At 56.7% G+C, this 12,476-nt stretch carries 13 protein-coding genes and 4 tRNA genes; 11 read left to right on the top strand and 6 right to left on the bottom strand.

Going from position 1 to position 12,476, the window contains the following annotated elements:
- The first annotated feature begins 244 nt into the window (after nucleotides 1-244).
- The 4 genes from RDQ42_RS05645 to RDQ42_RS05630 all read left to right on the top strand — a co-directional run bounded on the left by RDQ42_RS05645 (nucleotide 245) and on the right by RDQ42_RS05630 (nucleotide 5,296).
- Entirely contained in the window at nucleotides 245-919 is a 675-nt protein-coding gene (locus RDQ42_RS05645; protein ID WP_231358588.1) for a response regulator transcription factor, read from the top strand.
- Nucleotides 916-1,818, top strand: a complete 903-nt coding sequence (locus RDQ42_RS05640) for a HAMP domain-containing sensor histidine kinase (protein ID WP_308588427.1) — start codon at nucleotides 916-918, stop codon at nucleotides 1,816-1,818. The genes RDQ42_RS05645 and RDQ42_RS05640 overlap by 4 nt, the downstream gene beginning before the upstream one ends.
- A 119-nt stretch (nucleotides 1,819-1,937) precedes the next feature.
- Entirely contained in the window at nucleotides 1,938-2,609 is a 672-nt protein-coding gene (locus RDQ42_RS05635) for an ABC transporter ATP-binding protein (protein ID WP_231358586.1), read from the top strand.
- Nucleotides 2,610-2,614: 5 nt separating this feature from the next.
- Complete coding sequence (locus RDQ42_RS05630; protein ID WP_353532684.1) at nucleotides 2,615-5,296, top strand: ABC transporter permease; 2,682 nt, start codon at nucleotides 2,615-2,617, stop codon at nucleotides 5,294-5,296.
- Between the two features lie 369 nt (nucleotides 5,297-5,665).
- Here RDQ42_RS05630 and RDQ42_RS05625 read toward each other — a convergent pair.
- The 6 genes from RDQ42_RS05625 to RDQ42_RS05600 all read right to left on the bottom strand — a co-directional run bounded on the left by RDQ42_RS05625 (nucleotide 5,666) and on the right by RDQ42_RS05600 (nucleotide 7,668).
- A tRNA-Gln gene (locus RDQ42_RS05625) sits at nucleotides 5,666-5,741 on the bottom strand.
- 41 nt (nucleotides 5,742-5,782) lie between these two features.
- Nucleotides 5,783-5,859, bottom strand: a tRNA-His gene (locus RDQ42_RS05620).
- A 4-nt stretch (nucleotides 5,860-5,863) separates the two neighbouring features.
- A tRNA-Arg gene (locus RDQ42_RS05615) sits at nucleotides 5,864-5,940 on the bottom strand.
- A gap of 33 nt (nucleotides 5,941-5,973) precedes the next feature.
- Nucleotides 5,974-6,047, bottom strand: a tRNA-Gly gene (locus RDQ42_RS05610).
- A gap of 149 nt (nucleotides 6,048-6,196) precedes the next feature.
- A complete protein-coding gene (locus RDQ42_RS05605; RefSeq protein WP_054330808.1) occupies nucleotides 6,197-6,844 on the bottom strand; it encodes a trimeric intracellular cation channel family protein in 648 nt (215 codons plus the stop codon).
- Between the two features lie 140 nt (nucleotides 6,845-6,984).
- Nucleotides 6,985-7,668, bottom strand: a complete 684-nt coding sequence (locus tag RDQ42_RS05600) for a 5'-methylthioadenosine/adenosylhomocysteine nucleosidase (protein WP_054330809.1) — start codon at nucleotides 7,666-7,668, stop codon at nucleotides 6,985-6,987.
- A 176-nt stretch (nucleotides 7,669-7,844) separates the two neighbouring features.
- On the opposite strand from RDQ42_RS05600, the gene RDQ42_RS05595 reads away from it, so the two are divergent.
- The 7 genes from RDQ42_RS05595 to trmD all read left to right on the top strand — a co-directional run bounded on the left by RDQ42_RS05595 (nucleotide 7,845) and on the right by trmD (nucleotide 12,215).
- Nucleotides 7,845-8,219 (top strand): hypothetical protein, encoded by a 375-nt coding sequence (locus RDQ42_RS05595; protein ID WP_071427293.1) that lies wholly within the window; start codon nucleotides 7,845-7,847, stop codon nucleotides 8,217-8,219.
- 197 nt (nucleotides 8,220-8,416) lie between these two features.
- On the top strand, nucleotides 8,417-8,779 hold the full coding sequence (gene ylxM, locus RDQ42_RS05590) for a YlxM family DNA-binding protein (protein ID WP_071427292.1): 363 nt from the start codon (nucleotides 8,417-8,419) through the stop codon (nucleotides 8,777-8,779).
- Between the two features lie 18 nt (nucleotides 8,780-8,797).
- Nucleotides 8,798-10,144 carry a signal recognition particle protein gene (gene ffh, locus RDQ42_RS05585; protein ID WP_054330811.1) on the top strand — a complete coding sequence of 449 codons (1,347 nt, stop codon included), beginning with the start codon at nucleotides 8,798-8,800 and terminating at the stop codon, nucleotides 10,142-10,144.
- A 68-nt stretch (nucleotides 10,145-10,212) separates the two neighbouring features.
- The gene (gene rpsP, locus RDQ42_RS05580) at nucleotides 10,213-10,455 is read left to right on the top strand and encodes a 30S ribosomal protein S16 (protein ID WP_054330812.1); all 243 of its coding nucleotides are present in this window, start codon (nucleotides 10,213-10,215) and stop codon (nucleotides 10,453-10,455) included.
- 93 nt (nucleotides 10,456-10,548) lie between these two features.
- Nucleotides 10,549-10,788 (top strand): KH domain-containing protein, encoded by a 240-nt coding sequence (locus RDQ42_RS05575; RefSeq protein WP_374044686.1) that lies wholly within the window; start codon nucleotides 10,549-10,551, stop codon nucleotides 10,786-10,788.
- 135 nt (nucleotides 10,789-10,923) lie between these two features.
- Nucleotides 10,924-11,451 carry a ribosome maturation factor RimM gene (gene rimM / locus RDQ42_RS05570; RefSeq protein ID WP_054330813.1) on the top strand — a complete coding sequence of 176 codons (528 nt, stop codon included), beginning with the start codon at nucleotides 10,924-10,926 and terminating at the stop codon, nucleotides 11,449-11,451.
- Nucleotides 11,451-12,215 (top strand): tRNA (guanosine(37)-N1)-methyltransferase TrmD, encoded by a 765-nt coding sequence (trmD, locus tag RDQ42_RS05565; protein ID WP_054330814.1) that lies wholly within the window; start codon nucleotides 11,451-11,453, stop codon nucleotides 12,213-12,215. Before rimM ends, trmD begins: the two co-directional genes overlap by 1 nt.
- The last annotated feature ends 261 nt before the right edge of the window (nucleotides 12,216-12,476 follow it).

Genomic DNA, 12,476 nt, shown 5'->3' with positions numbered 1-12,476 from the left:
AAAGCCTCGGAGGAGCTTGTACAGCCTCCGGGGCTTTTTCGTGGAGGGCGGGCGCCGCCAAGAGTGGGGGACAGGGTGGTGGGGACGCAGCGCAATCCTCACCGTTTGTGCGCATTTTGTGGTACAATGGCCACAGGTTCCCTGTGGCTATCCGAAGAGCCGCTGTCAGGCCAGGGGCTTCCTGCCGCAAGGCGGCACCGCGGCGCTTCGGGTTTCAATGGTTTTTGTGGTATAGGAGGCAATTATGAATCATCTGTTGATCGTGGAAGACGACCGGGCATTGGGAGAAGGCGTCCGCTTGGCCCTGCAGGGGCCGGCTTTGGAAGTCAAGCTCTGCCACTGCCTGGCCGATGCCCGGGTTTTGCTGGAAGGGCAGTCTTTTGATTTGATCGTTTTGGATATCAACCTGCCCGACGGAAGCGGCCTTACCTTTTTGCAGCAGCTGCGCCAGGACGGCGGTCCTCCCGTCATCCTGCTGACGGCCAACGACCTGGAGACCGATATTGTAGCGGGTTTGGAGCTGGGCGCTGACGACTACATCACCAAGCCCTTTTCCCTGGCGGTGCTGCGGGCAAGGGTCAATGCCCAGCTGCGCAAAGCCGTTTCACCCGCCCGGTACGCAGGGGAGGGGCTGGTCTTTGACTTTGACCGGATGGAATATTTCAAAAATGGGGCTGCGGTGGAGCTGAGCAAGACCGAACAAAAACTCCTGCGGCTGTTGGTGCAGAACCGGGGGAGGACCCTCTCCCGGGCGGACCTGGTGGACCGCATCTGGACCGACGGCGCCGACTATGTGGATGAAAACGCCTTGTCGGTGGCAGTCAAACGGCTGCGGGACAAGCTGGAAGACACCCCGTCCAAACCCCGTTTCCTCAAGACGGTATACGGCGTGGGGTACACATGGGCGGTGAAGGGATGAATCTATGGGAAATTCTAGCCCTGGTGTCCATCTTAGGGGCAGGGGCCGTTGTGGTGTGGGACCGCTGGAGACTGCGGCAGACCTTGCGCCGGATGGACGCCATGCTGGAGAGGGCTATCCGGGGGGATTTCACCGAGGATACCTTCGATGAAACCCTCCTCTCCTCGGTGGAGACCAAATTGGCTCACTACCTCACTGCCTCGGCGGTATCCGCCCGGAATTTGCAGGCGGAAAAGGACGCCATCAACACCTTGATCGCCGATATCTCCCACCAGACCAAGACCCCCATCGCCAACCTGCTGCTCTACGCCCAGCTCCTTTCGGAACAGGATTTGCCCCAGGACAGCCGCCGGTGCGCTGCCGCCCTGGAACAACAGGCGGAAAAACTCCGCTTTTTGGTGGAGTCCTTGGTGAAAATGTCGCGGTTGGAGACCGGCATTCTGGAAATGCACCCCAAACTGTCACCCCTTCAGCCCATCCTGGAGGATGCGGTCTCCCAGGTTACCCCAAAAGCCGAGGCCAAAGGGATAGCCCTGACCATGGAGCCCACCGGGGAGGTCGCTTTATGTGATCCCAAGTGGACAGCAGAGGCGTTGTACAACCTGCTGGACAATGCGGTGAAGTACACCCCTGCCGGCGGGAAGGTCGCCGTCCGGTCAAAGAGTTATGACTTCTTCTGCCGCATCGACGTGGCGGACACCGGCACCGGCATCCCGGAAGGGGAACAGGCCAAAATCTTCCAGCGGTTTTACCGGGCGGACTCCGCTTACCAAGAGGAAGGGGTGGGCATTGGGCTGTACCTCAGCCGCCAGATTGCCGCTGGGCATGGGGGATACCTTAAGGTCTCCTCCGCACCGGGGAAAGGCTCGACCTTTTCCTTGTTCCTGCCCCGCAGGTAGGGCGGACCCAAAAATCTTGCAGAACTGTTAGATTTCAGAAAGAACCTGGAAAGATTGGTGTGGTAAAGTCTGTATTGTGGAAACCCGATACAGACTTTTCTTTATGGAGGAAACCCAGTATGATTATTTTACAAACCAAGGATTTGCGGAAAACCTACGGCGCCGGAGAGGCGGAAGTACACGCCTTGGACGGGGTGGACCTGGCTGTGGAAAAAGGCGAGTTTTTGGCGGTTGTGGGGACGTCCGGTTCCGGAAAATCCACCCTGCTCCACATGCTGGGGGGATTGGACCGACCCACCAGCGGCACCGTCACGGTGGACGGCAAGGAGCTCTCCACCCTGAAAGATGAAGAGCTGACCATCTTCCGCCGTCGGAAGATCGGCTTTGTGTTCCAGAATTACAACCTGGTTCCGGTGCTCAACGTGTATGAAAACATCGTGCTGCCTATCCAGCTGGACGGCAGCCAGCCGGATGAGGCCTACGTGGGCCGCATCATCGAGATCTTGGGCCTGCAAAGCAAGCTGCAAAACCTGCCCAACAATCTTTCCGGCGGCCAGCAGCAGCGGGTGGCCATCGCACGGGCGCTGGCGGCCAAACCTGCCATCATCCTGGCCGACGAGCCCACCGGCAACCTGGACAGCAAGACCAGCCAGGATGTAATGGGCCTTTTAAAGGTTACCAGCCAAACCTTCAGCCAGACCATTGTGATGATCACCCACAACGAGGAGATCGCCCAGATGGCTGACCGGATCATCCGCATTGAGGATGGCCGCATCGTAGTAAGGGGGTAATCGCCGTGGTAAAGGTATCCAACCGCTCCTGCATCCGGCGCCTGGGCATGAAGAGCATGAAAGCGGCCCGCACCCGGAACATCATCGCCATATTGGCCATTGCCTTGACCACCGTGCTGTTTACCTCCCTGTTCACCATCGCCATGTCCATCAACGATGGCTTCCAGCAGAACAATTTCCGCCAGGTGGGGGGCTTCTCCCACGGCGGGTTTAAGTACCTGACCCAGGAGCAGTTTGAAGAGCTGCGGGAGGACCCCCTCATCCACCAGTGGGGGCTGCGGCGGTTTTTGGGCATGCCCAATGAGCAGCCCTTCAACAAATCCCATGTGGAGGTGGGGTACTCCGACGCCAACCAGGCCCACTGGATGTACTGCGACCCAGTGGAAGGCCGCCTGCCCAAGGAGGGCACCGACGAGGCTGCAACCGATCTCCATGTGCTGGAACTTCTCGGGGTGGAGCCCCGGCTGGGGGCGGAATTCACCCTCTCCTTTGAGGTGGATGGCCAAAAGACCACCCAGACCTTCACCCTCTGCGGCTGGTGGGAGTATGACAGTGCCATCGTGGCAAACCACATCCTCATCCCAGAAAGCCGGGTAAATGCCATTTTGGAGGAGACCGGGGTAGACCCTGCCTCTTCCCAGGACGGTATGACCGGCTCTTGGAACCTGGATGTGATGTTCCAAAACTCCCTGCACATCGAGCGGGATATGGAACAGGTGCTGCAAAACCATGGCTATCAGAATGAGAGCCGATCTTCAGGGGATAACTTCATCCGCACCGGTGTCAACTGGGGCTACTCTGGCGCCCAGCTGGCGGAAAGTTTAGATCCCACTGTGGTCATTGCCATTGGGGCCATGCTCCTGCTGATCATCTTTACCGGATATTTGATTATCTACAACGTGTTTCAGATCTCGGTGACCAACGATATCCGGTTTTATGGCCTTTTGAAAACCATTGGCACCACGCCCCGTCAGCTCCGGCAGATCATCCGCCAGCAGGCCCTGCTCCTGAGCGCCGTGGGGATTCCCCTGGGCTTGCTTATCGGCTGGTTCGTGGGCGGCAAACTCACCCCAGTGATCGTCGACCGGCTCAACGGCATCTCCCATGTGGTTTCGGTTAACCCGATTATCTTTATAGCTTCGGCCCTGTTCTCCCTGTTGACCGTAACCCTCTCCTGCCGGAAGCCGGGCCGCATGGCCGCTAAAGTCTCCCCGGTAGAGGCGGTGCGGTACACCGAGGGCAGCGGAAGCATCCCCAAAAAGCAGGTGAAAAAATCCACCAAAGGGGCGGGCCTCTTTTCCATGGCTTGGGCCAACTTGGGCCGCAGCCGGAGCAAAACAGTGGTCACCGTCCTCTCCCTCTCCCTGGCGGTGGTGCTGCTCAACATGACTGTCACCTTTACCGGCGGCTTTGACATGGACAAATACCTGGCCAACAATGTGGTATCCGACTTTATTTTAGCCGACGCTGGGTATTTCCAGGTGGGCGGCGACCTGTTCCACGCCGGGATGAGCCTCCCTGAGGATGCCATCAAGACGGTCACAGCCCAAGGTGGGGTCGCCGACGGGGGCCGGATTTACGGCCGGACCAGCAATATTCAGGAGTTTGTAGACGAGGATTACTACCGCTCCATCTGGAGTCGCTGGAACCCCGCCGATGTGGTGGATCAGCTGGTTGCCCGGGAGGACCGGAACGAGGCGGGGCAGCTGTCGGTGAATGCCCAGCTCTTTGGGATGGAACCCTTTGCCCTGGATCAATTGACGGTGTTGGAGGGCGACCTTTCCAAGCTCCACGACCCGGATGAAAGGTACATTGCCGCCGTATATGGAGAAGACGACTACGGCAACCCGGAGATGGGCTCCCATTGGGCCCGTTTGGGCGACACAGTGACCCTCCGGTACGTGGACGAGATCGAGTACTACTACACCGACACCGGTGAGATCATTGCGGATTTTGACCAGGTGGACCCAGATGGGGCCCGAGACTTTGATTCCCGTGTGGTGAGCTACCGGGATGTGGAATACACCGTGGCGGCCCTGGTCTCGGTTCCCCATGCCATCAGCTACCGCTATTATGGAAGCGATGAGTTTGTGCTCAATGCCCAGACTTTTATCCAAGATACCGGCACCGACAAGGTGATGCTCTACGCCTTCAATATGGAGGACGATGCTGCCAATGACGCCATGGAATCCTTCTTGGCCGATTATACCGAGACCCAGGCGCCCCAGTACGATTACGAGAGCAAGGCCACCTATGAGGCGGAGTTTGAGAGCTTTCGTTCCATGTTCTTCCTGCTGGGCAGCGTCCTCAGCTTTATCGTCGGCCTGGTGGGCATCCTCAACTTTTTTAACGCCATCCTCACTGGCATCCTCACCCGCCGCCGGGAATTTGCCGTGCTCCAGTCGGTGGGAATGACCGGCCGGCAATTAAAAACCATGCTGGTCTGGGAAGGGCTTCTCTATGGAATCGGCACCATCGGTTTGGCGGTTCTTCTCAGTGTGGTGGCTGGGCCCCAGTTAGGCACCGCCATGAACAGCATGTTCTGGTTTTTCAGCTACCGGTTTACCCTGTTGCCTATTTTAGCAGTGCTCCCAGTATTCCTTCTGCTGGGTGTAACTCTTCCACTGGGCGTCTATCACTTTGTGGCCAAATCCACCATTGTGGAGCGGCTTCGGGAGACAGAGTAACCCCAATAAACGTGAGAGCAATCCCCTGGTTCCAGCGTCGGAACCCAGGGGATTGTTTTAACTGTGGGGAAAAGGGCAGAGGCATTTTGATTGAGCGGTACCAACACAAAACCGCAACATAATAAGAGAGGCTGCTATAAAAATAAGCCGGAGCAAAGCGAACTTTGCTCCGGCTTATCTATTGAGGATAGAAAAGATGTCTTATATCCAGCGGCAGGCCGAATGGCATTTGCCGCTTTCCCCTTCGGGGGTGTCAGGAGGTTTTTAGAGCGGTAGCGGAGAAAACCGACATCCAAAGGGGGCAGAGCCCCATAGGAAAAAATGCGGCATATGAATCTCTGTTTCCAGAAAACTCATACGCCGCATTTTTGGTTGGGCTGGCTGGATTCGAACCAGCGGAATGCAGGAGTCAAAGTCCTGTGCCTTACCGCTTGGCGACAGCCCAGCAATATATAGAAAAAAGGCCGAAGCCTTTTTCTTTTTAAATGGGGTGGATAGTGGGATTCGAACCCACGGTCTTCAGAGCCACAATCTGACGCGTTAACCAACTACGCTATATCCACCATATGGTGCGCCAAAAGGGACTCGAACCCCTGACCTACTGCTTAGAAGGCAGTTGCTCTATCCAGCTGAGCTATTGGCGCATACTGTAAAATTATAGGATTCCCAGAAGGGTGTGGAGCGGGTGATGGGAATCGAACCCACGCGACCAGCTTGGAAGGCTGGGATTCTACCATTGAACTACACCCGCAGGAATTTGCCTAAGCAACGAACTATATTTTAGCAAAATAGGGTGAGTTTGTCAACAGCTTTTGCATAGAAATTTAACCTTTCCCCATATTTCCAGCAAATCAGCAGGGAAACAACTTTTGAAATGGGCCAATAGATAGGGGCGGCCCGTTAAGACATGCTGTTGAGGGACCGGTCTTCCACCCGGGGGAGGTTCATGTCATACTTCAGGCTGATCATCCGCACAAAGAACACAACCGCCATGGCCCCATAGGTGGCGATGGTCATCCCCAAATAGGGGTGGGCAAACCACAGGAAGAGAGCGCCCGCCACCCCGGCGGAGGCATACACCTCTTTGCGCAGGATGACCGGAACCCGCTGACAGAACAAGTCCCGCAGGACACCGCCGCCCACACCGGTGATAATGGACACAAACAAAAACTGAGGCATGTTGTATCCCTGGCGGATGGATTTGACACCGGCATCCACCACAAAGACCGCCAGGCCAATGGCGTCGCAGGCGTTCATCAGAAACTGCCAATGGACCCGGCGAAAAAGCTTGCCGGACAAGCTGGCCGCGCAGAGCATGATGGCCAATGTGGCCGCAGCCACAATCAATGCAATGGTGGTGTAGCTGCTGAAGATAGCAGGGATGCCATTGTCCATAACCACATCCCGGATTACCCCGCCGCCACAGGCGGTTACAGTGGCTAAGACATAGATGCCGAAGACGTCCATCTTGCGCTGGATGGCGACCAAAGCGCCCGAAAGAGCGAAGACAAACACGCCGATAAAATCAAAGATGCCAAGAATGGGCACAGATGTTTCCCCCTTGTTTTGTAGTGGTGGAGGTGAATCTGCGCCCATTATACAGCAACTTTTTTGGTTTGTGAATATCTTTTAAAAATTTTAAAAATCTTTGTGCAAATAACCAAAAAACCCGAGGAGAATCCGACGCCCTACTTGGATTTTTTCAGCATTTCCAGAATGATGGCTGCCGAATGACCCGCTGCCAGCTCGATGAAGTTGTCATAGAGATCGTTGGCATTGTCTTCGGCGTTGTCGGACATGGAACGGATCACCAGGAAAGGCTTATTGTTCATGACGGCAATCTGGCCCACAGCCGCACCTTCCATCTCCACACAGAGTGGGTGGGTCCGGGAGACGATGTCGTCTTTGACCGCTTTGCTCTCTACAAACTGGTCGCCGGTGGCGATCCGGCCCACATGGAAATGGAAGGGCTCCTCCAGCACTGCCTGGCAGGCTTCCTCAGCCAAGCGGAGCAGGGTTTCATCCGCCCGGAAGGTCTGGGTGAAAGGATAGTATTCCTCCATGGCTTTGCAGGTGTCATGGAAGACAACCTCATCCGACAGAACCACATCCAGAATGTTCATTTGGGGTGCGGCCGCACCGGCGATGCCCACATTGATGATAGCGTCGGCCCCAAATTCCCGCAGGACAACGCTGGCGCAGGCTGCGGCGTTTACCTTGCCGATGCCGCAGCAGACCAAAACTACCTGTTGCCCATAGACTTTGCCGGTATAAACGGTGGTGCCGTAAATCTTGGTGGCACTTTCAATCTCCATATTCTGCTGGATGAGGGCGACTTCTTCGTCCAGAGCCCCCAAAATTCCCCATACCATAGCGGTTTCCTCTTTCCCCGGCAGATGGGCCGGTGTTGTTTTTTCCCTTATTATAGCGGGGGAGGGGGAATGCTGTCAACGAGGCAGGGAAAATTCGGGTTGCAGCTCATTGAGCGCCCATGGTATCATGGTGCCAGAAGGATCCATTGCGCTCCAAGGCTGTGAGGAGGGGTTTTATGAAACAACGGGTGTTACAATTTGGGGCTGTCTTGGCATGCTATCTGACAGCCTATCTGGTGAGCCGGCAGGTGTTCGGCATCGGTATGCCTTTCTATGCCTACACCCCGGACTGGGCGGCGCGGAACATCCTGCTCCCTTGTGCCCTGGTTTCGGCTTTCCCCACCTTGCTGGGACGGTTCCGGTTCGCCTGGGTCACATCCGGCGGCTACCTATGCGGAGTTGTTTTGGGGGAGTTGCTGGGCGGGTTCCAAAGCCATCTCCCTCCCCAATACCCTCATTACGGGTGGATTATCTGCATTGCGGTTTATGGGTGCTCGGCTTTGGCCGGGGCGGCGGTGGAGAAAATAGGAGGTAAGCAGGTGTCCCGGTAAGCGGGGGCTGTTTGCGCGGAATCCCACTAATTTTGGAAGAATCCGCCGGGGAGAAGGGTAAAATCGCCAAGGAAACGAAAAAAAGTTTGGAGATGTAAAGGAATTTCCTTGACAGCCATCCCATCCTCTGGTAGAATACAAAAGGATTGTCTGTAAAGAATATCCCTTTACACAATGGGATGCGGGGAGGCGGGGCGATGGCAAAGGATTTGAGCATCTCCATCCTGCTGGATTTTTACGGCGACATGCTCACCGAAAAACAGCGGGAGGTCATCGAGCTCTACTACAACGCCGACCTCTCCCTGGCGGAGATTTCAGGCCTTTCGGGCATCACCCGGCAGGGGGTGCGGGATTCCATCAAGCGGGCGGAGGCCCAGCTTTTGGAATATGAGGAGCGCCTCGGCTTGGCCAAACGGTTCCGGGAGATTGAGGCCGGCCTTCGGGAGATCATCGAGGCCGCCCAGGACATCGACCTGTATGAATCCCGGTTCTCCACCAATGGCGAAGCGGTCCGTAAAGCCCGCCGCATCATTGAAATTGCAACATCTTTAAGCGAATAGAAACGAGGTGGACCTGCCATGGCATTTGAAAGCCTTTCCGATAAGCTGAGCGAAGCGTTTAAACGGCTGCGCTCCAAGGGAAAATTGAAAGAATCCGACGTGAAGGAGGCCATGCGGGAGGTGCGCCTCGCCCTCCTGGAAGCCGACGTCAACTACAAAGTGGCCAAGGATTTCATCGCCGCGGTCACCGAAAAGGCCATTGGAGACGAGGTACTGGAGAGCCTGACCCCCGCCCAGCAGGTCATAAAGATTGTCAACGATGAGATGACCGCTTTGATGGGTTCGGTTAACGCCCGGATTAACATGTCCTCTAAAATCCCCACCATCATCATGATGTGTGGCCTTCAAGGCGCAGGCAAGACCACCCATTCCGGCAAGCTGGCCCTCTACTTTAAAAACCAGGGCAAGCGGCCGTTGCTGGTCGCCTGCGACGTCTACCGCCCTGCGGCTATCAAACAGCTCCAGGTGGTGGGGGAGAAGATCGGCGTCCCGGTGTTTGAGATGGGTGCTGGAAACCCAGTGGAGATCGCCCAAAAGGCGGTTTCCCACGCCAAAGACCACGGCAACGACATTGTGATTTTGGATACCGCCGGCCGCCTCCACATCGACGAAGAATTGATGAACGAGCTCAAGACCATCAAGGCGGAGGTCAAACCCCACGAGATCCTCTTGGTGATCGACGCCATGACCGGCCAGGACGCTGTCAATGCGGCACAGGCCTTTGACGAGGCCTTGGGCATCGACGGCACCATCCTCACCAAGTTGGACGGCGACACCCGGGGCGGCGCGGCCCTCTCGGTGCGCGCGGTCACCGGCAAGCCCATCAAGTTTGCAGGCACCGGCGAGAAGCTGGAGGACCTGGAGGTCTTTTACCCCGACCGGATGGCCTCCCGGATCCTAGGAATGGGCGATGTGCTGACCCTGATTGAAAAGGCCCAGACCACAGTGGACGAGAAAAAAGCCCTGGAAATGGCCAAAAAACTGAAGCAGAACTCCTTTGATATGAACGACCTGCTGGACCAGATGCAGCAGATCAAGAGCATGGGTCCCTTGAGCCAAGTGTTGGGGATGCTCCCCGGCCTCTCTGGCAAGATCGGGGATGCGGAAGCTGCCCAGGGCGAGGCCGAACTGAAAAAGGTGGAGGCCATCATCAGCTCGATGACAAAGCTGGAGCGGGAGAAGCCCACCGTCATCAACCCCTCCCGCAAACGCCGCATCGCCGCCGGCAGCGGCACACGGGTGGAGGATGTCAACCGGTTGCTGCGCCAGTTTGAGCAGATGCAGAAGGTGATGAAGCAGCTGGGCGGAAAGTCCGGCAGCGGCAAAAAACGCCGCCGCATGCCCTTTGGCGGCATGCCCTTTTAACTGCGGTTTTTCCCCATTAGGGGTAAACATAAATCAACCAAAAAAGAAAGAATTCAGGAGGAACATACATGGCTGTTAAAATCAGACTGCGCCGCATGGGCGCCAAAAAAGCTCCCTTTTACCGCATCGTTGTCGCCGACTCCCGGTACCCCAGAGACGGCAGATTCATCGAGGAGATTGGCACCTACGATCCCAATCAGGAGCCTTCCGCTGTGAAAGTGGACGCTGAGAAAGTGAAAAAATGGATCGCCAACGGCGCTCAGCCCACCGATACCGTAAAAGCCCTGCTGAAGAAGAACAACGTTCTGTAAGACAAAGACCCAATCGCCGCGGCCGGCCCGGTTTTAGCGCCGGACCGGCCGTTTGCACAAGGCCCACCAAATCGGGCAGAACGGAGAAATGCTATGGAACTGGACAAACTGATTGTGACCATCGCGCGGGGCTTGGTGGAGGACAAAGACGCTGTCTCGGTCACCCGGGACGAGCCCTTGGAAGACGGCACCATCGTCTACCACCTCCATGTGGCGGAGGTCGACATGGGCCGTGTCATCGGCAAACAGGGCCGGATCGCCAAGGCGATCCGCACTGTGGTACGCGCCGCCGCCAACCGTGCGGAGGAAAAGGTCGCTGTGGAAATCGACTAATGGCACACCGGACAGGGGAAGCGGCTTTGCTTTCCCTGTTCTTCTATAAAAGGGCGGGCTGCAAAAAATCCACAGCCTTCGGGCCGCGGACTTTTTGGAAACCGCCTGCATTACACCGGCAACAGGAGGGACAGTATGAAACTGGAGTTTTTGGAGTGTGGCGAAGTGGTCACCACTCATGGCATCAAAGGGGAGCTGAAGGTGTATCCTTGGAGCGACACCCCGGATTTCCTCAAGGAATTTCGGACGGTGTACACCGACGGCGGCAAAACCCCCTGGACCATCACCAGCTGCCGTGCCCAGAAAAATATGACCCTGCTCAAGCTCAAAGGGATTGAGACCATTGAGGAAGCGGTCAAGCTGCGGGGCAAAACCCTGTATATCCGCCGGGCGGACGCCAAGCTGGAGGAAGGGGATTACTTCATCCAGGAACTGATCGGCCTCTCGGTGGTGGACAGGGACACCGGCCGGGTGTACGGCACCTTGACCGACGTCTCCCAGACCGGGGCTAACGACGTCTACCACATCACCGACGGGGAGGGGCAGGAGTGGCTGATCCCCGCCATCCCCCAGGTTATCCAATCGGTGGATTTGGAGGGGGAGAAAATGATCATCACCCCCCTGGAGGGCCTGTTTGACGAGATGGAAGAGGTAAACGACTGATGCGCATTGAGATTGCAACCCTTTTTGTGGACATGTGTGAAACAGTGCTGGATACCAGCATCATCGGCCGGGCCCGCCGGGCGGGCAAGCTGGACATCCACTGCCGGGACATCCGGGCCTACACCCTCAGCAAACAGGGCCGGGTGGACGACGCCCCCTATGGCGGGGGCTTTGGCCTGGTGATGCAGACCGAGCCCATCTACCGCTGTTACCAGAGCATTGTGGAGGATATGGGGGCCAAACCCCATGTCATCTACATGAGCCCTCAGGGCAAGCCCTTTACCCAGCAAAAGGCCATTGAACTCTCGAAGATGGACAACATCTGCATCCTCTGCGGCCACTATGAAGGGGTCGACCAGCGGGTCATTGACGAGATTGTGGACGAGGAGATCAGCATCGGGGACTACGTCCTCACCGGTGGGGAATTGGCTGCTTTGGTGGTGGTGGACGCGGTGGGCCGCCTCTGCGAAGGGGTGCTGGCCGATGAGAGCTGCTACACCGATGAGAGCCATTACAATGGACTGCTGGAATACCCTCAGTACACCCGCCCGCCGGAGTGGATGGGCCGCAAGGTGCCAGAGATCCTCTTCACCGGCCACCATGGCAACATCGACAAGTGGCGGCGGCAGAAATCCCTGGAAAACACCCTCAACAAGCGGCCGGACATGCTGGAGAAAGCAGACCTCACCCCCGAGGACCGGGCCTATTTGGAGGAATACCGATTCCGCCAACAGGCCCAGAGCGGATGGCGGGAAGAGGAGTGATTTTGCAGGAATTCTTGCAAAATAGGCGCAAAACCGGGGAGAATCCAAACAAATCCCGGAAAAGCCCCCGCTGCGATCAGCGGGGAAAGACAGGGCTTGTGTACAAGGCATAACTGGAACAGCGGATATTTCCCCCTATGGAGTGTATAATCTGCTTATTATGTTGAAAACTTACTAGTGATTTCAACCAAACAACTGGGGGATGAATGTGCAGGTTATGGAAAACAAGCAGAAATTTGGGAAAACCTGCCCCATTCCCAG

This window comes from uncultured Merdimmobilis sp., assembly GCF_902471145.1.
In the GTDB taxonomy this organism is placed as follows: Bacteria; Bacillota; Clostridia; order Oscillospirales; family Ruminococcaceae; genus Merdimmobilis; species Merdimmobilis hominis.
The sequence above is the reverse complement of the archived record's forward strand: the minus strand, read 5'-3'. Positions and strand labels throughout refer to the sequence as shown.